Raw genomic sequence first — 21,366 nt, 5'->3', positions numbered from 1 at the left:
CCTTATTCCATTCCAAATACCGATTTCAACCACGCGGCAGCCATCAAATGACAGCCAGCGACCGACGGATGAACGCCGTCAGCCGTCCAGTACTTCGTCCCCGCCCGCTTCGCTGCTTCATCGAAAACCGATTGATACGGAATAAAAATCGCGTCGAACTCTTTGGCCAGTTTGCGGGCTACTTTCCGGTAGGCATCGAAAGCCGGAAACCAGCTATCGTCAACGGCACTACCGCCCAGAACAGCAAAAGGCTCACCAATCACCAGCTTTACATCCGGTAAAGCAGCTTTGGTTCGCTTCAGTAAGGCACGGTAATCATTCTCGTAAGTTTCGATGGTACCGTCGTATTTCCCGTCGTGCATATGCCAGTAATCGTTCACACCGATGAGAATCGAGAGTAACTTCGGATTCAGTTCCAGGCAATCTTTTTCCCATCGGTCGGCCAGTTGAAACACTTTGTTACCGCTGATTCCGCGGTTGTAAATAGTCAGGTGTTTTTCGGCAAAATGGTCGAGCAGGGTGGATGCGGCCAGGAAAACATATCCCGGGCCAAATCCCAAGGGATCATTCGGGCGTTGATCTTTTTTGTCCCTCCAGAAATCCGTAATCGAATCGCCTTGAAAGACGATCACATCATTCTTCTTCAGAAAGACTTCCGATAAAATTTCAGTTTCGACCTGCGCATCTGCAGATTTGACGGTTGCCCCGATAATTCCCGGAATGGCTGCCAGTGCTCCGGCACTCAAAGCTGTTTTCTTCAAAAATTCCCGGCGATCAGTTCGTTTCATACGTTGTATTTTTGTCGTTAAGTTATATCGAATAGTAACTGGAACTCATCATTCAGAACGTGTGGCAATAAAGTTCAATACAAATTGAAGCCGCTCCTCAACCGCCACTTTCGGAAGTTCAACCAGGCGATAACCGTTTTCCCGGTAGGCTTTTACAACACATTCGTGAATGCGGCAAGCCTTGTCGAAGGTCTCTTTCCGAACTGTATCTGTTTGATAAATCTCCTTCCAGGGAGGCGTAATAAAAACAGTTGTAGCATACCGATGGTTTTTAATCGCGAACGCTAACGCCTCAGAAACCGGCTTTCCTTTGTAATACGAAAAAGCTGCCTGATCCGGCAATCCCCTGTCGGCAAAAGCAATCTCCTCTTCGGGAATCTCTTCCATGAACTGAATGCGTGCTTCCATCACCCGGCGTTCGAATTCCCGTGAATTCCGCCAGGGTAATATCTCTCCATTGCGCTTTTGCTCTTCTTCAATCAATGCCCGCGCTGTTTCGTGGCCAATCCGGTAGCCTCTTTCTGCCAGCTTTTCTGCCAACAAGGTTTTTCCAAATCCGGGACCACCTGTCAAAACATAAACCATTTCGTCTGATTTCTACTCCTAATTTAGAAATAATATGCTTCCGCTTAACGAATTAGCCCTATATCGGGCACAACTAGATTAACTTATTATTAATTGTCACCTACACAGCATTAATATACAGCAAGATACAATCAAGCGAAAAATTTTAATGACGAACCAATAACATAAATTCATACTTTAGCGGCCGAATCCGTGTACGAACACGGATTTTTTAAAAAGACATTCCGTGTGCGGACACGAAACCAATAAATCAAGAAGAAAATGAAGACACTGAACCGCAGTAATGTAACCAATCTTCCAGCTTATCCCGAAAGGATCTTACAATTTGGAGAAGGCAATTTCCTTCGCTCCTTCACCGATTGGATGGTGAACCGGATGAACAAAACCGTCGGTTTCAACTCCGGAATTACAGTTGTTCAACCCATCGAGCGTGGCATGGTTGACATGCTGAACGCCCAGGATGGCCTGTATCATGTCTGCCTGAAAGGAATAAAAAACGGCCAGCCGGTGAAAGAAGCCGAGTTAATTGACTGCATCAACCGGGGCATCAACCCATATACAGATTTCGATTCCTACCGGGAAGTGATTGATAATCCCGAACTCCGCTTCGTTATTTCCAACACAACCGAGGCGGGCATTGTATTCGATGAAAACGACCAGCTGGACATGCAGCCACAGAAATCCTTCCCGGGAAAAATGACGGCACTGCTCTACCAGCGTTTCAAAACATTCGAAGGCGATCCATCAAAAGGCTTAATCATCATCGCCTGCGAGCTCATCGACCGCAATGCCGATTTCCTAAAAAAATATGTGTTACGACACGCCGAAAACTGGAAGCTCGAAGTCGAATTCATCGACTGGGTGGAAACTTCATGTGCTTTCTGCAATTCACTGGTCGACCGCATCGTTCCCGGATTTCCGAAGGAAAACATCAAAGAAATTCAGCAAGAGCTGGGCTACGAAGATAATCTGGTAACCGAAGCCGAATATTTTCACCTATGGGTCATTGAAGGACCGGAATGGGTGCAAAAAGAATTTCCGGCACAGGAAGCTGGTCTTGAGGTGAAATTCGTGAAAGACATGACCCGCTATCGTGAACAAAAAGTACGAGTGCTGAACGGCTGTCACACCGGAAGTTTCGCAACGTCGTTACTGTATGGACTGCCAACCGTTCGCGAAAGCATCGAGAATTTCGAAATCGGCCGGTTCATGAAAGAAATGGTTTACGAGGAGATTCTCACCGGTATTCCGGGAAACCGAACTGAACTGGAAGCGTTTGCCACCAAAATTCTGGAGCGTTTCTATAATCCGTATATCCGCCACGAATGGAAGAGCATTGCCCTCAACGCTATGTCGAAATGGGAAACCCGCAACCTGCCTTCATTGCTCGACTACTTCGAAAAAGAGGGCCGTTTGCCGCAAAAATTGGTTTTCTCGCTGGCAGCCTCCATCGCTTATTATAAAGGCAGTGTCGATGGTGTTGCCTATACGCTGAACGACGACCAATGGATTCTGGATTTCTACCGCGAAGTATGGGACGCGTATGACGGTACGCCGGAAGGAATGCATCAACTAACGAGCAAAGTGCTCAATCTGCAACAACTCTGGAAACAGGATCTGAACCGGATCTCCGGCCTCACCGAAGCAGTAGCTGGTTACCTCTACCTGATTGAGGTAGTTGGCATGAAGCAGGCAGTGAAATCGGTTTTGGGAAAGAAAAATCCCGAAAAGAAAGTTGCTTAAGCGTACATCTGAATTTTTATTGTGATGAATGAAAGGCCGGGAGCAATTCCGGCTTTAGCCAAAAAAGAGATGGAAAAATTTATTCGCATATCGCCCAAAGACAATGTTGTTGTCTGCCTGAATTCGTTGATTGCCGGTGAGCAGCTGGAAGTTGACGGTCAACTGATAACTGCTTTGCAGGAAATTCCGGCCGGTCACAAAATCGCTGCCCGGAAAATTGAACCCAACGAATGGATTCTGAAATACGGCGCCCCCATTGGCCATGCCACGACTACGATTGAAGCCGGCGAACATATTCACTCACATAACCTGAAAACCAACCTGGCAGGAAACCTGGAATACGAATACACCCCCAATTTCAGAAGAGTTGCAGAAGGCGATTCGTCCCTCACGTTTAAAGGCTACCTGCGGAAAAACGGCAAAGCCGGTATCCGGAATGAACTCTGGATCATCCCGACAGTTGGATGCGTGAATGGACAGGCTCAGCAGATTCTGGACATCTTCAAATCGGAAGTACAGCCGGATGATATCGATGCGGTTCAGGTTTTCAAGCACAACTACGGTTGTTCGCAGTTGGGCGACGACCATGCCAATACACGGAAGGTGTTAGGGAATATGGCTAAACACCCGAATGCTGGTGGTGTGCTGATTCTCAGCCTGGGTTGCGAAAATTTGCAGATGGAAGACTTCCGCGAGTCGCTGGGCGATTTCGATGAAAAGCGTGTTCGTTTCCTAAAAGCACAGGCAGTCGAGGATGAAATCGAAGAAGGAGTAAAAATCCTGAAGGAGCTCTATGAAATCATGCGTCATGATCAACGAGAAGAAGTTCCCGTTTCTGAACTAAACATCGGCCTGAAATGCGGCGGCTCCGATGGCTTTTCCGGTATCACGGCCAATCCCTTGTTGGGCGCTTTCTCCGATTTCCTCACCGCTTCCGGCGGAACTACTATTCTCACGGAAGTACCCGAAATGTTTGGCGCCGAGAAGCAACTCATGGAACGGGCTGAAAGCGAAGCCATCTTCGGTAAAACCGTTAGCCTAATCAACGATTTCAAAGATTATTTCACATCGCACAACCAGCCGGTTTACGAAAATCCTTCTCCCGGTAATAAAGCCGGCGGGATTACCACGTTGGAAGAAAAATCGCTGGGGTGTACCCAAAAAGGTGGGAATGCAACCATTGTAGACGTGCTGAAATACGGCGAACCGTTGAGTAAGAAAGGTCTCAACCTGTTAGCCGCGCCGGGAAACGATTTAGTGGCGACATCGGCACTTGGTTTTAGTGGATGCCAAATGGTGTTGTTCACGACTGGTCGCGGAACTCCATTCGGAAGCTTTATTCCGACTATGAAAATCTCGACCAACACGCCCATTTACGAGAAAAAGAAGCATTGGATCGACTTCAATGCAGGTGAGCTGGTGAATGGGAAACCAATGGACGAACTCCTGGAAGATTTTGTACAATATATCATCAACGTGGCCAGTGGCGAAAAGCTGAATCATGAAAAAAGTGGTTTCCGCGAAATGGCCATTTTCAAGTCGGGCGTGACGCTTTAACGCGCCGCATCTGAAGAGCAAAAGAAAGGCTGTCCTCAATTCGAAGACAGCCTTTTCATTTATATCTGAATAAAGATTATTCTTTCAGCTTGTCAGCCATGGCATTGGCCAGGTCGATGCACATCTGGAATTTATCAGCTTTCAGCGCGCCTTTCTCTTCCACCGGATCGTAAACCAAATCCCACTTGATGTTTTCGGCAAACTTCATGAGGTTTTTGACGCCGCCACCGTTCCATGAAAATGAACCAAAAACCCCCAGCAGGTGCTCTTTGATGCCCATGTGCTCAATTTTGGAAACCAACGCCTCCACAGATGGGAACATCTCGTTGTTGTAGGCAGCGCTACCAACGATGAATCCTTTGTATTTGAAAATATCGCTAATGATGTATGACTGATGCGTTTTGGAAGCATCGTAAACACGAATGTTTTTCACGCCGCGCTCGGCCAGTTGCCGGGCAATCACATCCGCCATTTTTTCGGTATTCCCGTACATACTTCCGTACACAATCACAACTCCCTCTTCTGTCTCGTAACGGCTCCACTTATCGTATCGCGAAAGCACAAAGTCGGTATGTGAACGCCAAATCGGACCGTGTAAAGCGGCAATCATTTTGATGTCCAAACCGCTCAGTTTCTTCATGGCACGTTGCGTATGCGGACTATACTTTCCAACAATGTTGGTGAAGTAGCGCATCATTTCCTCTTCGTAGAAACTGAGATTCAGTTCATCATCGAAAATACCGCCGTCCAGCGTACCAAAGGTTCCAAAAGCATCAGCCGAGAAAAGAACACCGTTTGTCTTTTCGAAACTAACCATCGTTTCGGGCCAGTGTACCATCGGAATGGTGTAAAACTCGAGTGTATTTTTTCCTAACGGAAGTTCATCACCATCGCCAACTTCCAGCGTGTTTTCCTTAATCTGGTAAAAGTTTTCCAGCATCGGGAAGGTCTTCTTATTCCCGACTAGGGTAATGTCCGGATATTCGGCCACAATGCTACGAATTGCTCCGGAATGATCGGGCTCCATGTGATTGATTACCAAATAATCAACTTTCCGGTCGCCCAGTATGTTTTTAATATTCGAAAGATACTCGTCGATAAACGCACGCTCCACCGTATCCATCAAGGCTACTTTCTCATCAACAATCAAATACGAGTTGTAAGCCATTCCGTGTGGCAGCGGCCAGTAATTTTCAAAAAGATGTGTTTTTCGGTCGTTTACTCCTACATAAAAAATTTCATCTGCAAGTTTTACCTGATGCATAAAATTGTCCTCCAAACAGTTAACGATTTTTCGGTTTTGTAATTCAGGCACGAAAATATAAAATATTTAGGTGTAAACCGTTGAATAATTGTCAATAAAACATAAATAGATGAGCGAGATGCTTCATCTGGTGAGTTAAACTGAATTTACTATTTTTACGACCAAGAAAGACTAAGTATGGGAATTGAGCGCAGAAACAGGCTAATGGTTTTCCCCAAAGTGGGAAAATGGGTCATTATATTGGTAGCCATCGGTTTTATTGTGGTTGGCATTCGTGCTTTCCAGTTGTATGGATACATTTTCGAGAAGAATGTGAAACATTCGGGTTTTGTATACATCCCCGATGGTGCAACTTATGACCAGGTGATCGATTCGCTGAAGGCGGGTGATTTCCTGAACAACTATAAATCCATCAATTGGGTGGCGAATAAAAAAAAGTATCCGGACTTAATCAAACCCGGCGCCTACAAGCTTGAAAAGAACTGGAGCAACAACAAACTGATTGATGTGTTACGCTCCGGAGCTCAAACGCCCATCAAAGTAACATTCAACAACATTCGTTTCCGGAAAGATTTGGCGGGCCGGCTGGCCCATTACATGGAAGCGGATTCGACTGCTTTTTTAAAAATGCTGACCGACACCGCCGAAGCGAAGAAATACGGCTTTACTTACGCTGCTTTCCCGGCCATGTTTATTCCCAATACCTACGAATTGTACTGGACAACAACACCCGCGGAATTTGTGGAGCGTATGCACCAGGAATATGATCGTTTTTGGACTGACGAGCGAAAAAGGAAAGCCGAAGCGGCAGGGTTGACTCCCGTTCAGGCTACCACGCTGGCGTCCATCGTCCAGGAAGAAACCGTGAAACCGGATGAGATGCATAAAATTGCCGGTGTTTACATTAACCGGCTGAAACGCGGCTGGCGGTTGCAGGCCGACCCAACTGTAAAATTTGCTGTTGGCGATTTTAGCATCAAACGCATTCTCAATCAACACCTCGAAATTGATTCGCCTTACAATACATACAAATACAAAGGATTACCACCCGGCCCCATTAATTTTCCAAATCCGAAAAGCATTGAGGCGGTACTGAACTACGAGAAAAGTAAATATCTGTATTTCTGTGCGAAGGAAGATTTTTCGGGTTACCACAATTTCTCGAGAACCTTGCGGGAACACAACCGGAATGCGGCCCGTTACCAACGAGCGCTGAACAAAAATCGCATCTTTAAGTAATCCGGGAAAGTAGTTTATCCGATGACGTTCACCTCGCGTTCGAGTTGAATCGCAAATTTATTTTCAACGTCCATCCGAATTTGCTCCGACAGGTCGAAGATTTCCTGTCCGGTGGCACCACCATGATTGACCAGCACCAGCGCCTGACGGTCGTGCACACCCGCCTGCCCAACGCGTTTCCCTTTCCAGCCGGCCTTTTCAATCAGCCAGGCGGCGGCTATTTTCACTTTCCCGACACCAGCCGGATAGAGCGGAATTTCAGGATATTTTGCTTTTAATGCATTGGCTGTTTCTTCCTCGACCACCGGGTTCTTGAAAAAACTACCGGCATTCCCAATAATTTCCGGGTCGGGTAATTTCCGTTCCCGAATAGCGATAACCGCCCGTCGAATAGTTGAGTGAGACACGCTTCCCAGACGCTCCACTTCGGCTGCCACATCGCCATAATCAAGCTTAAATTCCGGCTTTTTGTTCAGCTCAAACACTACAGAAGTAACCGCGAAACGGCTCTTCCATTCCTGCTTGAATATGCTATTCCGATAAGAAAACTGACACATTTCACGGGTAAAGCTTTTTGGTTGCAAAGTTTGCAAATCGACACCGCGAACCTCACGAATCACAGAGCCAACTTCAACACCGTACGCTCCAATATTCTGAACAGGAGCCGCTCCCACCTTTCCGGGAATCAGGGAAAGATTTTCAACTCCTCCCCAACGGTTGCCCACACAAAAGGCAACGAACTCATCCCAATCGATGCCGGCGCCAGCCTCTACCCAAACAGATTCCTTATCTTCTTTCAAAATCTCGATACCGGAAACATCGGATGATAAAACCAGCTCCTCCACATCGTGCAGAAACAACATATTGCTTCCTCCACCCACGATCAAATATTCCATATCACGGTATTCCGGATTCGATTGGTAAAACTGGATCAGGCCTTGACCATCAGAAAATGAGAGAAAAGATTTAGCTTTAACATCGATGCCAAATGTGTTCCTGGTCAGCAAGGAATAATCATGGTAGAGGATGAACATACCTTAAATTTTTGATGGCAAAGATAATAGAAGCAGGGATATTTACGTTTCCTTTTTAACTGCGTATCTTTACAACTAGAATTTGACAACTGTGCGAAAAATACTCCTGGCAGCAACCAATGATCTCGTAAGCGATCACCGCGTACATAAAGTTGCCTCATCGCTGCAAAAGATGGGCTTCGAAGTAACACTTTTGGGACGGCGCTTCAAAAAAAGCGGTTCCCTGTCGAGACCTTACCAGACACGAAGGTTTCGGTTACTTTTCAACAAAGGTCCGGTATTTTATGCCTCTTTCAATTTACGGCTCTTTTTCCATGTTCTTTTCGGAAAATATGATGTTTTAGTTGCGAATGATCTGGATACGCTTCCGGGAATAACAGCAGCAGCGAGCTTACGTAAGTTGCCGGTTATTTACGACAGCCACGAATTGTTCACTGAAGTGCCGGAAGTTATCAAACGCCCGTTCGTAAAACGGATGTGGCAAAAGCTCGAAAAGCTTTCACTCTCCCATGTGCATTCGGCTTATACCGTTAGTGAATCTATTTCAGAGTGTCTTTCTTCGGTTTACCGCAAAGAATTTACCGTTATCCGGAATATGCCGCGATTCTCGCCAGTGACCTTCATCCCGGGCGACCGCCAGATGGATTTCGGTGATCAACAAATCATTCTTTACCAGGGAGCGTTGAATATGGGGCGCGGCCTGGAGATGATGATTCAGGCGATGAAATACATTCCCAAAAGTATTCTGCTGCTGGCTGGCGACGGGGATAAAAAGGATGAACTACAGGAACTGGTCATTCGGGAAGACCTGGGGGGGAAAGTCGTTTTTCTCGGAAGATTATCCCTTTCTGAACTCCACTTCCTGACACCGCAAGCAGATTTGGGCATTTCTTTAGAAGAAGATTTGGGATTAAGCTATCACTTTGCGTTACCCAACAAGTTGTTCGATTATATTCATGCAGGAATTCCAGTACTTGTATCCGATTTACCGGAAATGCGAAACTTAGTCGAGAATTACAAAGTCGGTGAAATACTGGAAGAGCGGACCCCCGAAGCAGTTGCCCAACAAATCAACAAACTGTTCTCAGCCAAAGAGTACCGGAAAATATGGGAGGAAAATGCTTCGCTGGCAGCCCGCGAACTATGTTGGGAAAACGAAGAAAAGAAACTGGCAGCCATTTACGCGCCCTTTCTGGAGGAATCAGGACAACTCGTCGTCGAGTAACGATTCGAAATCAATAATTTCCTCTTCTTCACCCACTTCACGAACACCTCCATCTTCACAGGCCACTTTTCGGGCCGGAAATTTCCGGATTAACGGGTAGTCGTGCGTGGCGATAACAACGGTTTTTCCCTCTTTATTAATCGCCTTCAAAACATTGAGAAGAGACTCCGACGTTTCCGGGTCCAGGTTTCCGGTAGGCTCATCGGCCAGAATAATCTCCGGATTATTCAGCAAAGCCCTCGCAATGACGATACGTTGCTGCTCTCCACCTGACAACTGGTGCGGCATTTTCGAGCCGGAATGCGGCATATCAACAATTTCCAATACTTCCCGGATACGGTCCTTGATGGCCCGATCCTGTTTCCAGCCAGTTGCTTTCAGTACGAATTCCAGATTCTTATAAACACTTCGATCGATTAATAATTGAAAATCCTGAAAAACGATTCCTAATTTTCTTCGCAGTAGCGGAATATTTTTCCGCTTGATGGCTTGCAGTTTGTATCCTACAATTTCTCCTTCGCCCTCAATCAGAGGCAATTCAACATAGAAGGTTTTCAGAAGACTGGATTTACCACTTCCCACTTTCCCGATGATATACAGGAACTCTCCCTTTTCTACCTGAAGATTAACATCTTTCAGAATCAGATTCTCACGTTGATAAACATCTGCACCTTTCAGTTCAATGATTGCTTCCACCAGTAATCGAAAGTTTAGTTGAAAATTATATTTTTGTATGAGGCCGCTTCAGACAAAACTAAGTTTTTTTGCGGAACAATTGTGTGGATTCTCTTCTTTAAACCAAAACAAACAGTGTTTAACCTGATTACACCCTGTAAAATCAGATTAGAAAAAAAATCACATGAAATTCATATCTAAATCGTTCTTTACGCTTGGGTTGGTACTACTCGTTACCATGGCAGTTTATGCGCAGCCGGTAACCAGTCCAACCGGCATTGACGAAACTTACCGGACAGCGCTGGAACTTTTCCAGACACGAAAATTTAGCTCGGCTTACCACGAGTTCAATAAAATCATGAAACAGAGCGAACCGTCATCGGGGATGTACGCAGAAGCAACCTACTACAAAGCAGTCTGTGCTTTGGAGATGGGAAACCGGAATGGAAAAGAAGAGCTGGAAGATTTCATAGACAAATATCCCAACTCGCCACAAATCTCCATGGCGCATTTTCGTCTGGCGAATGTGGAGTTTGGCAACAAACGCTACCGGCAAGCCATGCGCGATTACGAAAAAGTGGACGCCTACCTGCTTCCAAAAGCAGAAAGCGACGAATATAAATTCAAATTGGGGTATTGCTATCTGGACAACGGAGAGAACGAAAAGGCCAAAACCTATTTCTACGATTTGAAAAACAAACGGGGCAAGTTTTCCCGTGCAGCGGCATACTACTGGGCGCATATCAACTACCTCGAAGGAAACTACGAAACGGCGCTGTTAGAATTCCAGAAACTGAAGGACGATCCGCAATACTCAGGAATTGTACCGTTCTATACGGCACAAATCTATTTCATGCAGAAAAAATATGATGAGGTGATCAAAATGGCTCCGCCATTGTTGAAAGCTGCATCGCCCGAGCGAAAAATTGACATTTCTAAAATCATCGGGAACTCCTATTTTCAAACAGAACAATACAGCAAAGCCCTTCCGTATCTGGATGATTACATGAAAAATACGGATAAACCGACAGCAGACGATTATTACGTTATCGGGATTTGTGAATATGAAACCGGCGACTATAAGCAATCGATCTCTGATTTGGAACGGGCCACACGCAATAAAGATGCTGTTGCGCAGAACGCTTATTATCATCTGGCAGGTGCCTACCTGAAAGATGGCCAAAAGCAAAAAGCGATGATGGCTTTCTCCAATGCATCCGAAATGAGTTTCGATCCTAAACTCAAGGAAGATGCCTTGTTCCAGTATGCCAAAATCACCTACGAGCTGGATTACTCCCCCTTCAACGAAGCCATCAAGGCATTCGACAAATACATTACGCTATATCCCAACTCCGAACGGAACGATGTCGCTTACGATTACCTTGTGAAGGTTTTCATGACGACCCGTAACTACAAGGATGCACTGGCATCGCTGGATAAAATCAAAGTGAAAAGTCCGGCTATCAAGAAAGCGTATCAGCGGGTAGCCTACTATCGCGCGCTGGAATTTTTCCGCGATACAAAACTAAAGCAGGCCATTGAATTATTCAATAAGTCATTACAATACAGCCAATACAACGACGAATTGAAAGCGCTGTCTTATTACTGGAAAGGGGAAGCGGAATACCGCCTCAACGATAAGGAAGCCGCTATTCTCGATTACCGTCGCTTCCAGACGACGGCCGGTTCATACCGAATGAAGAAGGAATATGCACTTTCCAACTACAACATCGGTTACGCCTATTTCGACCAGGAGAAATTTGGCCAGGCTGCCAGTTGGTTCCGGAAGTTTCTCACCTTCCCGCACGACAAAGATCCGAAGCAGGTGGCCGATGCATACAACCGGTTAGGCGATTGCGCGTATGTTCAGCGCAGTTTCCAGGATGCGATTGCTCAGTATCAGAAGGCGTACCACATGAACACCTACGATGCAGACTATGCACTGTTTCAAACGGCTTTCTGCTATGGTCTGCTGCATAAGCAACAGCAAAAAATTAACGACCTGAACAAGTTGCAAGTTCAGTTCCCCGATTCGCGCTATCGCGATGATGCCATTTTCGAAACCGGTCGTGCCTGGGAGCGGGCCCATAACGATGACAACGCGAAGAAGAGCTTCAAGAATTTGCTGGTCAATTACCCAAACAGCCCATATCAGCCGAAAGCGCTGTTGCAATTGGGACTCATCAGTTTCAACGAAAACGACTACAACAACTCGCTTTCGTACTACAAACAGGTAGTTGAGAAATACGCGAATACACCGGAAGCCAAAGCAGCATTGACAGGAATCCGGAACAATTATGTGGAGATGAACCAAGTGGAAGATTACTTCACGTATGCCCAAAGTTTGGGAAAAACAGCGACACCCTCTCAATCGGAACAGGATTCGTTGCTGTACACTTCGGCTGAAAATCTCTACATGAAGCAAAGTCCCAAAGCGATGGATGCGCTGACCAGTTATCTCAGTCGCTTCCCGGACGGAGCGTTTGCCATCAATGCACATTTCTACCGCGGCGAGCTGTACTACAATCAACAAAACCTTCAGCAGGCTGCTGTCGATTATGATTATGTGCTGAGTCGTGGTGATAACATTTTCTCTGAACCGGCATTATTAAAAGCATCCGAAATCGCCTACCGGGAAAAAGACTACAACAAAGCGCTTGCACTGTACACGCGCCTTGAAAAACAGTCCAACAATTCGAAAGACAATCTGACTGCCCTCACGGGAATACTGCGAAGCAATTACGAACTGAAAAATTATCAAGCGGTAACCGAAGCAGGCTGGCAAATCCGGAATACGGAAAAAGTACCGGAAGAAATTTCGCGTGAAGCGGAATACAAAGCAGCCAAGGCTTACCTCGCGCTCAACGAGCCAACAAAAGCGTATACGCTATTCCGCAAGTTATCGAAGGATACCAAAACGGCCGAAGGTGCCGAAGCGAAATACCAGGTGTGTAAGTACTATTACGACCATAACCAGTTGAAAGCAGCCGAGGATGAGGTGATGAGTTTCATCGACAAGAACACCCCGCACCAATATTGGCTGGCCAAAAGCTTCATTCTGCTGGCTCATGTTTATGAAAAAGAGGGTGACCTGTTCCAGGCAACACATACGCTCCAGAGTATCATCGATAATTACGGAGAGCCCGACGATGGAATCATTAAGGAGTCGGAACTGTATCTGAAAGATTTGGAAGCAAAACAGAAAGCACAATCCGCTGCACAAAGTCAGCAGGATTCTGTGACAACTTCCACAACTGATTCCATTAGCTCCAACCAATAATCTGAAAGCATCATGAAACATCAGAATATTTCACTCAGCATATTATTTACCCTGGCTATGGGACTGGGAAGTACCGCTACGGCCTTGGCCCAAAAGCAGGATACGACCATCAACAAACAGGTGGAAGTGGTGAAAGCTTATCGCCCGAGCGTATCGGATGCCTACAAAATCAGTCCGATGCCGGAAATCGACGACACAACCCGTTTTACGCCGCAGTTTGACTACCATATCGACGCCGAACCCATTACCACAGGATTCAAAACGGTTCCTGTATCAGCAGCGACCATCAACCTACACGAATCAACGGAAAACGGTCATGGTTATCTGAAACTGGGTATGGGAACTTACAATACGCCTTACGGGGAATTCTTTTTCAACCAGCCCAAAGGCAAGAACTCCATTTTCGGAGTTCACTACCGGCATCTCTCGTCCGCGGGAAGTGTGAAATTAAATAGTACCGGCAAAAAAGTCGATGCTCCATACAGCCACAATAACCTGGAGGTTTTCGGGAAGTACTTTTTCAGGAAATCGGTGTTTTCGGTCAACCTGAATTACGACCGGAACGTAGTGAAGTTTTACGGTTACCCGGATTCCATTCCGGCCTACGTGAAGAATAATGGCTATGGCTATTTCAACGACAAACAACGCTTGCAAAACTGGCGGGTCAATGTAGGCTTGAAAAGCAGTGAGAACTCCCGCAGTGAGTTGCAATACAACGCAGGTTTGCATTATTCCAATTTCAACGCAAAAACCGGGCAAACCGAGAATAACGCCGGAATGATTGCTGAGTTTGACAACGATTTCGGCAACCTGCACGGCCTGCTTCAGTCGTCCCTCGATTACTATTCGACCGACAGCATTGACAATTTCGATAATCCGAACTCAAACAAACGCAACAGCATCTGGTTCAAGCTGAATCCATCAGTGCTGCTGTGCGGCGATGCATGGAAAATTCGTGCCGGTCTGAATACCTGGTCGGTATCAGACGATGACCGGAATGCCATTTTCAAGGTGTATCCCAAACTCGATTTGGAACTAACCCCCGTGGAAAATATCATGACGCTGTATGCCGGCGCCGATGGCTACCTGCAGAACAACAACTATTCCGCGATAGCTAAAGAAAATCCTTGGGCTAACCCACGGCACGATATCCGGAACACCGATTACAAATACATTGTCTTCGGCGGTTTCAAAGGAAAAATCAGCCCGCAAATCAGTTACAAAGCCGGTGTGAAATACAGCAAGGCGCACAACATGCATTTCTTTGTCACGAATGCAGCCCCCAGGGTACTCAGTCCAATGTACCCAATTTCCACGAACGAGTGGTTGTACAAGAATGACTTTGATGTTGAATATGATAACGCCGGCATCCTCAATCTGAATGCCGAAATTTCCTATTTCAGCGGAAGCGACTACTACCTGCAAATCAAAGCAAACTATTACAGCTACTCGCTTGACAGTCTGGATGTCGCTTCGTACAAGCCCAATTTCGATGCAACGGTTTCGTCGGGCGTAAGGTTTACCCAGCGGCTAACCGGTTTTATCGATGTGAATATTACCGGAAACCGGAAGGCTATTGTTCTATATCATTACGATCCACTCAGTTCAGCAAGGCCTTCTCCCTACCGGGACATCGTTTCACTCGATCCAATTGTGAATATGAATATCGGTGCGGAATACGAGCTGCCCTACCGTTTGAAGCTTTTCAGCCGCCTCGATAACGTATTCAACCAACACTATGACAGGTGGTTGGGTTACACCTCGCAAGGCATGCGATTTATGGTCGGTGCAAGCTGGTCATTTTAAGCAAATTAAGATATTTTAGTCTCATTTTACCCCGAAGCTTTTTCGGGGTTTATTTTTATCTGATAATCTGACACTTAACACACATTGATTTGTTGATAAAAACCCGGTTTTGAGGGTCCAAAATATCAGGTTAACCGGGATTATTTTGCTATATTTGCCTACCATGAAAAAAGACCTGAAAATGCGGAACTTAAACTGTCTTTTCACCGGCAGTTGCTAAAGTATTGTCCGCAACCACTTTTGCTCTTTGGTTATCAGGTCGGGGTTGGAATGCGAAGGATTCCGGCGAGATTGAGAATTTAAATAATTCATAGAATGAGTGAATTTGAAAATAACGGATTGAACAACAACTCCGATTATTCAGCCGACAGTATTCAGGTACTGGAAGGTTTAGAGGCTGTACGTAAGCGTCCCGCGATGTACATCGGTGATGTAAACGTTAAAGGTTTGCACCATTTGGTATACGAGGTAGTTGACAACTCCATCGACGAAGCGCTAGCAGGCTACTGTAAGAACATCGAAGTTATCATCAACGAAGATAACTCCATCTCAGTAAAAGACGACGGACGTGGTATCCCGACGGAGCGCCACTCCAAGGAAAATAAATCGGCTCTGGAAGTGGTAATGACCGTTCTCCACGCCGGTGGTAAGTTTAACAAAGACTCATATAAGGTTTCCGGTGGTTTGCACGGTGTTGGTGTTTCGTGTGTTAACGCACTTTCATCTCACCTTCGTGCGGAAATTCACCGCGATGGAAAAATCTGGGAGCAGGAGTACCAGCGAGGCGTTCCTATCAGTGAAACCAAAATTATTGGTGAAACGGACAAAAGCGGTACCATCGTTACCTTCCGCCCAGATGATTCCATCTTCAGTACAACCACGTATAAATACGACATTCTCTCGGCTCGTCTGCGGGAACTGGCGTTCCTGAACAGTGGTATCCGACTGGTTATTATTGACAAACGGGAACAGGACGAAAACGGTGAATTCAAAAGAGAAGAATTCTTTTCAGAAGCCGGATTGTCCGAATTTGTCGATTACCTGGACGGCACCCGTGAGCGACTGATTGACGAAACGATTCACATCACAACAGAGAAAAATGGTGTTCCGGTAGAAATCGCGATGACTTACAACTCTTCGTTTACCGAGAACATTCACTCATACGTTAATAACATTAACACCATTGAAGGAGGTACACACCTCACCGGTTTCCGGCGTGGTTTAACCCGTACCCTGAAGAATTATGCGGAAACCAGCGGCATGCTGGCCAAGTTGAAATTCGACATCAGTGGGGATGACTTCCGTGAAGGATTGACGGCCGTTGTTTCGGTAAAAGTAGCTGAGCCACAGTTTGAGGGACAGACCAAAACCAAACTCGGTAACTCCGAAATCAGCGCATCGGTTGACCAGGCGGTTAGTGAAATGCTTTCGTACTACCTGGAAGAGCATCCGAAAGATGCGAAAACCATTGTAAACAAAGTTATTCTTGCTGCTCAGGCACGTCATGCAGCCCGCAAAGCAAGGGAACTGGTTCAGCGAAAAACGGTATTATCAGGTGGTGGTCTACCGGGAAAACTGGCCGATTGCTCGGAAAAAGATCCGGAACAATGCGAAGTTTTCCTCGTCGAGGGTGATTCGGCAGGCGGAACTGCAAAACAAGGCCGCGATCGTCGCTTTCAGGCCATTCTCCCGTTAAGGGGAAAAATCCTGAACGTGGAAAAAGCCATGTCGCACAAGGTTTTCGAAAGTGAAGAAATTCGCAACATCTACACTGCCTTAGGTATCACGGTAGGAACCGAAGAAGACCAGAAAGCACTGAACATCGATAAGCTGCGGTATCACAAGATAGTAATCATGACCGATGCCGACGTCGACGGTTCTCACATCGCGACGCTCATCATGACTTTCTTTTTCCGCTACATGCAGGATTTGATTCGTAACGGATATGTTTACATTGCCACACCACCGCTTTATTTGGTGCGCAAAGGCAAGAAAGAAACCTACTGCTGGACTGAACAACAACGTATCGCCCTTATCAACGAATGGGGAGGCGGAAGCGAAAGCAACCTGCACATTCAGCGATACAAAGGTTTGGGTGAGATGAACGCCGAACAGCTTTGGGAAACGACCATGAACCCGGAACAGCGTACGCTAAGGCAGGTAACCATTGAGAATGCCGCCGAAGCCGACCACATCTTCTCCATGCTCATGGGTGATGATGTGCCGCCCCGGAAGAAGTTCATCGAGGACAACGCAACATACGCGAATATCGATGTATAAAGCCTGAAGGCTGGCCCCGGGCCAGCCTTTTTTAATGTGTTATAATAAAATTTCTGAGTCGTGAATATCTGTGTTTTCTGCTCTTCGAGCAATGCCATTGCTGATGTCTATTTTGAAGAAGCCAAATTGCTGGGAACTTTAATCGGTGACAACCGCCACAACATTGTTTACGGTGGTTCGAATGTTGGATTGATGCACGCCTGCGCCGATGCGGCCCGCCAGGCAGGAGCTGTTTCTTTGGGCATTATTCCGCAGTCCATCCACGACCGGAACCTGGCTTCGGAGCACGACGATGAATTGATTGTGACACCGAACATGCGGGAACGCAAATACCTGATGCGGAAACGTTCGGATGCATTCATTGCCCTTCCAGGAGGATTTGGAACACTGGAAGAGATTCTCGAGGTAATTACGCTCAAGCAGCTTCACTACCATAACAAACCCATTGTATTTATCAATACCAACGGATTTTATGATGCGCTGCTTCAGCAATTTCAGCGCTCGTACGACGAAATATTTGCACGCGAGGAATACAAGAAAATGTATTACGTGGCGAAAGATGCCACTGATGCAATGAAGTATGTCGAAAATTACCAGCCGGAAGAACTGGAAAGCAAATGGTTCGATGTTCCCGGTAAAAAATAGGGATTAGCGGGCATCAATCTAACGGGATGGTAAAATAGAAAACAGAACCTTTTCCAAATTCCGACTCAACCCCCATTTCACCTCCCAGCAGTTCGACCAATCCTTTGCAGATGGATAAGCCTAGTCCTGCTCCGCCAAAACTCCGGTTATAGGCGGGTTCAGCCTGACGGAAACGCTCGAAGATAAGCTGTTGATTTTTCTTCTCGATGCCAATACCGGTGTCTTCCACCCGAAAAATTACGAAATTACCTTCCAACAGGTATTTCACCGCAATGTGCCCTTCCGAAGTAAACTTGAAGGCATTTGAAAGGAGATTACTCAAAATCTGTCTTACCCTGACAACGTCTGAGTTTAATTTTAGCGAATCCGGAAGGTTGGACTGAAAACTCATCTCCACTTTACCGTCTTTCTCTTCAGCAACCATTTTCTGGTACAACCTAATCAAATCGATGAGTGATTCGTTCACTGAAAACGGTGCTTTGGCTAACGCCAGTTGTCCGGCCTCAATCTTCGAGAAATCGATAATATCATCAATCAGGTGTAACAGCGTATCACCACTCTTTTGTATGTATTTGATATACAATTCCTGTTCGGCAGACGTGATATCCGAATCTCCAAGTAACTCAGAAAAGCCGAAGATAGCATTCATGGGAGTTCGTATCTCATGCGACATATTCGCCAAAAAGGCCGATTTCAATTGATCAGCTTCTTTTGCTTTATGCAGCGCACTTTTCAGCTGTCTTTCACGGTTTCGTTCATCAGTGATATTACGGTAAATATGAAGCATTTGGTTCTTGCCTTCGTTACTGCTCAGCAAGGTAACAATGGCCGAGACCAGTAACTTCTTACCTGTTCTGGTATACCGTTCAAGCTCACGTTCAACGCTGGTATGAGTACCATCTGTTCCAATATCCTTCACCGAAATCCTTTCGGAATTATCCTTACAGATTAGAGAACTCAACGACATCCCCACCACTTCTGCCTGCGAATATTCAAAAAGCTCTTCGAATGCATGATTAGCCATCTCCACCTGGTCCTCATCAACAACCACGACCATCGCAACCGGAGCGACATTAAAAAGATGTTTGAGCGCCTTTTGGTTGAAAATCAACTCATCTTCGATTTGCAAACGAGTAGCCATCATTTGATTGGCTGATTCACCCAGAGAGCGGATTTCCTTAAAATGAATTTCTTCCGTTGGAATAAAATGCCCTTTAGGATGTCTGAAATAGGTAATAAACCAGTTGATATCGGTATAAAAACGCCGGAAGTAATAATTCAGGAAAACGAAAAAGATAAGTGAGAAAAGGGCAAGTACAACCAGCGTAGTTATGATGGCTTTGTAATATCTCCGTTTTAATTGTTGCCCTTCAATTTCTGCCTTCTTCCGGGCATCCGATAAATAAGCAACACCTCCGACAATCCAATTCCATTCAGGAACCGAACGCACATAAACCATAATACTGTCGGAACTTTTGCTAATGTGATTATACCAGTGACAACGGAAAAAACCACCCTGCTGATTTTGCTTCACCAAATTCAGCTCTTGCTGAAAAACCGTGGTTTTGCTTTGAGGAGCATTCGTCAACAAATTCATATTACCGTCATAAGGAACGCCATCCATAATGACGGGTTCTCCGTCAAATTTATTGATGAAGATGACATCGCCCGTATTCTTCCACTGCTCTGTCAGCTTATGGACAATACTTTGCTGAATCTCAGACTTAAAATCGACGGGATATACACGATGCCCGATATACCAGCCCAAATCATCAACCCGCTTTATATAGGCAATTTTCTCCAGCTCTTGATTGTTCGGACTGTAATATTCCAAAAAGCCGCTGTCTTTCTTCCGAAGCAGGTTCAACTCTTTTCGTACCACGTAATTTCCCAACGAATCCTGAAAGCCGTTCAAACGAATCCCTTGACTCACTCCCCTTCCGGGAAAAATCACACTTCTTCCATCAAGCGTGTTGACGAAGAGTTTTCCTTTCATCCCGGGTCCAATATAAGCTGACAATGAAGTGAGAATCATTTCCCGAACCCGATGCTCAGGATATACATTTTTATACTTACTCCACATCGATTCGGCCATACTGGAAGCTGATTCCACACTTCGGGAAAGAGAAGATTTCAGATTATTGATGTATTCTTTTCGGCGGTAGGTGATATATTTTATCTCGCCGTCAACTCGCGATTCGAGATTGGATTCTTCCTGATTAAAAATCTGATTAATCCGATGCTCCCGGTTTACCCGGAAATTATGCCATTCTGAGAAATTGTAAACGATGAAAACCAATAGGAAAGTAACCAGGAAAGTAATAAAAAAGGCACGTCCAAAGAACCCGGGCATCGACACCGATTTAAAAAACTTCAGACGTTCCCGCGTTTTTTCTTTCATCGAAAATTTAGGATAAAAGGATTAATCGATTGCTATTGTTCCATCAAAAACAAAAGTGGCGGGACCTTTTAACCAAATCTCGGTAAATTGATTTCCTGAACGTTTGAAAGAAACTTCCAGTTGTCCGCCTTTCGCTTCTACCGGAAAATATCCTTCCTCTTTCCCTGTTCTGATGGCTGCGCACAAAGCCGATGCTGTAATACCCGTTCCACAAGCCAGGGTTTCGTCCTCTACGCCACGTTCGTAGGTATACACTTTAATTCCGTTATCACGAAGCTGAACAAAGTTGACATTAGTTCCTTCCGCGGCAAAGCGTTCTGAGTTTCTCACCTGTCTTCCTTCGTTCACTACATCAATCGAATCGATGTCATCAGCAAACCGAACGTAATGAGGTGAACCGGTATTCAAAAAGAAAAAGTCTCCACCATTTTCGACCTCAGGAACATTCTGCATTTTCAGGTTAACCAGACCATTCGCGTCTATAACCGCTTCGTGTACACCATCAACGGCCAGAAAGGTTGTTTTATTGCCTATAACGCCCAGTTTCCGGGCAAAAGCCACGATACAGCGACCTCCGTTTCCACACATACTGGCTTCACGTCCATCCGCATTGAAATACCGCATAACGAAATCATGTTCGGGATGCGACTGAAGCAACATCAACCCGTCTGCTCCGACACCAAATCGTCGATCACAAATAGAAGCAATCAACTCCACATTGTCTCCATCAAAGTGTTCATCGCGGTTGTCGACGATCACAAAGTCGTTTCCGGCTCCCTGGTATTTGTAAAACTTTGTCTCCATGACTTCTAACATCTCCAAAAGTTAGTTAAAATATGTTAAT

At 45.8% G+C, this 21,366-nt stretch carries 15 protein-coding genes; 8 read left to right on the top strand and 7 right to left on the bottom strand.

Annotated elements, in window-relative coordinates; genetic code table 11:
* Positions 1–2 precede the first annotated feature (2 nt).
* Positions 3–788 (bottom strand): SGNH/GDSL hydrolase family protein, encoded by a 786-nt coding sequence (locus AC060N_RS03360; RefSeq protein WP_479525882.1) that lies wholly within the window; start codon positions 786–788, stop codon positions 3–5.
* 48 nt (positions 789–836) lie between these two features.
* On the bottom strand, positions 837–1,373 hold the full coding sequence (locus tag AC060N_RS03355; protein WP_479525881.1) for an AAA family ATPase: 537 nt from the start codon (positions 1,371–1,373) through the stop codon (positions 837–839).
* 261 nt (positions 1,374–1,634) lie between these two features.
* Between AC060N_RS03355 and AC060N_RS03350 the strand changes: the two genes are divergently transcribed.
* Together AC060N_RS03350 and AC060N_RS03345 are read left to right on the top strand one after the other, a co-directional pair.
* A complete protein-coding gene (locus AC060N_RS03350) occupies positions 1,635–3,116 on the top strand; it encodes a tagaturonate reductase (protein ID WP_479525880.1) in 1,482 nt (493 codons plus the stop codon).
* 24 nt (positions 3,117–3,140) lie between these two features.
* Positions 3,141–4,673, top strand: coding sequence for a UxaA family hydrolase (locus AC060N_RS03345; protein ID WP_479525879.1), 1,533 nt, complete (start codon positions 3,141–3,143; stop codon positions 4,671–4,673).
* 76 nt (positions 4,674–4,749) lie between these two features.
* Here the strand turns inward: AC060N_RS03345 and AC060N_RS03340 are convergent, their stop codons facing one another.
* Entirely contained in the window at positions 4,750–5,952 is a 1,203-nt protein-coding gene (locus tag AC060N_RS03340) for an FprA family A-type flavoprotein (protein ID WP_479525878.1), read from the bottom strand.
* 162 nt (positions 5,953–6,114) lie between these two features.
* On the opposite strand from AC060N_RS03340, the gene mltG reads away from it, so the two are divergent.
* The gene (gene mltG, locus AC060N_RS03335) at positions 6,115–7,176 is read left to right on the top strand and encodes an endolytic transglycosylase MltG (protein ID WP_479525877.1); all 1,062 of its coding nucleotides are present in this window, start codon (positions 6,115–6,117) and stop codon (positions 7,174–7,176) included.
* Positions 7,177–7,190: 14 nt separating this feature from the next.
* Here mltG and murB read toward each other — a convergent pair whose 3' ends face one another.
* Complete coding sequence (gene murB, locus AC060N_RS03330; protein ID WP_479525876.1) at positions 7,191–8,210, bottom strand: UDP-N-acetylmuramate dehydrogenase; 1,020 nt, start codon at positions 8,208–8,210, stop codon at positions 7,191–7,193.
* Positions 8,211–8,301: 91 nt separating this feature from the next.
* On the opposite strand from murB, the gene AC060N_RS03325 reads away from it, so the two are divergent.
* Positions 8,302–9,435, top strand: a complete 1,134-nt coding sequence (locus tag AC060N_RS03325) for a glycosyltransferase family 4 protein (RefSeq protein WP_479525875.1) — start codon at positions 8,302–8,304, stop codon at positions 9,433–9,435.
* On the opposite strand, the gene AC060N_RS03320 is transcribed toward AC060N_RS03325, so the two are convergent.
* Positions 9,412–10,131 (bottom strand): cell division ATP-binding protein FtsE, encoded by a 720-nt coding sequence (locus tag AC060N_RS03320; protein WP_479525874.1) that lies wholly within the window; start codon positions 10,129–10,131, stop codon positions 9,412–9,414. The two genes, AC060N_RS03325 and AC060N_RS03320, sit on opposite strands and share 24 nt — an antisense overlap.
* A 163-nt stretch (positions 10,132–10,294) precedes the next feature.
* On the opposite strand from AC060N_RS03320, the gene AC060N_RS03315 reads away from it, so the two are divergent.
* The 4 genes from AC060N_RS03315 to AC060N_RS03300 all read left to right on the top strand — a co-directional run bounded on the left by AC060N_RS03315 (position 10,295) and on the right by AC060N_RS03300 (position 18,121).
* Complete coding sequence (locus tag AC060N_RS03315) at positions 10,295–13,390, top strand: tetratricopeptide repeat protein (RefSeq protein ID WP_479525873.1); 3,096 nt, start codon at positions 10,295–10,297, stop codon at positions 13,388–13,390.
* A gap of 12 nt (positions 13,391–13,402) precedes the next feature.
* Complete coding sequence (locus tag AC060N_RS03310) at positions 13,403–15,196, top strand: TonB-dependent receptor (RefSeq protein WP_479525872.1); 1,794 nt, start codon at positions 13,403–13,405, stop codon at positions 15,194–15,196.
* 315 nt (positions 15,197–15,511) lie between these two features.
* Entirely contained in the window at positions 15,512–17,476 is a 1,965-nt protein-coding gene (gyrB, locus tag AC060N_RS03305) for a DNA topoisomerase (ATP-hydrolyzing) subunit B (RefSeq protein ID WP_106542991.1), read from the top strand.
* A gap of 60 nt (positions 17,477–17,536) precedes the next feature.
* The gene (locus tag AC060N_RS03300) at positions 17,537–18,121 is read left to right on the top strand and encodes an LOG family protein (RefSeq protein WP_479525871.1); all 585 of its coding nucleotides are present in this window, start codon (positions 17,537–17,539) and stop codon (positions 18,119–18,121) included.
* 13 nt (positions 18,122–18,134) lie between these two features.
* Here AC060N_RS03300 and AC060N_RS03295 read toward each other — a convergent pair whose 3' ends face one another.
* Both AC060N_RS03295 and dapF read right to left on the bottom strand, forming a co-directional pair.
* Positions 18,135–20,522, bottom strand: coding sequence for a cache domain-containing protein (locus tag AC060N_RS03295; protein ID WP_479525870.1), 2,388 nt, complete (start codon positions 20,520–20,522; stop codon positions 18,135–18,137).
* Between the two features lie 21 nt (positions 20,523–20,543).
* A complete protein-coding gene (gene dapF / locus AC060N_RS03290; protein ID WP_479525869.1) occupies positions 20,544–21,326 on the bottom strand; it encodes a diaminopimelate epimerase in 783 nt (260 codons plus the stop codon).
* Positions 21,327–21,366: the final 40 nt, after the last annotated feature.

The organism is Prolixibacter sp. DSM 2831 (assembly GCF_056493735.1).
Note: the sequence above shows the minus strand (reverse complement) of the source record. Positions and strands in the feature narration are given on the sequence as shown.

Excerpts from the sequence above, each read along its gene's own strand:
- AC060N_RS03350 (WP_479525880.1), top strand. The coding sequence starts at position 1,635 with ATGAAGACACTGAACCGCAGTAATGTAACCAATCTTCCAGCTTATCCC.
- AC060N_RS03295 (WP_479525870.1), bottom strand. The coding sequence starts at position 20,522 with ATGAAAGAAAAAACGCGGGAACGTCTGAAGTTTTTTAAATCGGTGTCG.
- AC060N_RS03315 (WP_479525873.1), top strand. The coding sequence starts at position 10,295 with ATGAAATTCATATCTAAATCGTTCTTTACGCTTGGGTTGGTACTACTC.
- AC060N_RS03345 (WP_479525879.1), top strand. The coding sequence starts at position 3,141 with ATGAATGAAAGGCCGGGAGCAATTCCGGCTTTAGCCAAAAAAGAGATG.
- AC060N_RS03360 (WP_479525882.1), bottom strand. The coding sequence starts at position 788 with ATGAAACGAACTGATCGCCGGGAATTTTTGAAGAAAACAGCTTTGAGT.
- AC060N_RS03355 (WP_479525881.1), bottom strand. The coding sequence starts at position 1,373 with ATGGTTTATGTTTTGACAGGTGGTCCCGGATTTGGAAAAACCTTGTTG.
- dapF (WP_479525869.1), bottom strand. The coding sequence starts at position 21,326 with ATGGAGACAAAGTTTTACAAATACCAGGGAGCCGGAAACGACTTTGTG.
- gyrB (WP_106542991.1), top strand. The coding sequence starts at position 15,512 with ATGAGTGAATTTGAAAATAACGGATTGAACAACAACTCCGATTATTCA.
- mltG (WP_479525877.1), top strand. The coding sequence starts at position 6,115 with ATGGGAATTGAGCGCAGAAACAGGCTAATGGTTTTCCCCAAAGTGGGA.
- AC060N_RS03310 (WP_479525872.1), top strand. The coding sequence starts at position 13,403 with ATGAAACATCAGAATATTTCACTCAGCATATTATTTACCCTGGCTATG.
- murB (WP_479525876.1), bottom strand. The coding sequence starts at position 8,210 with ATGTTCATCCTCTACCATGATTATTCCTTGCTGACCAGGAACACATTT.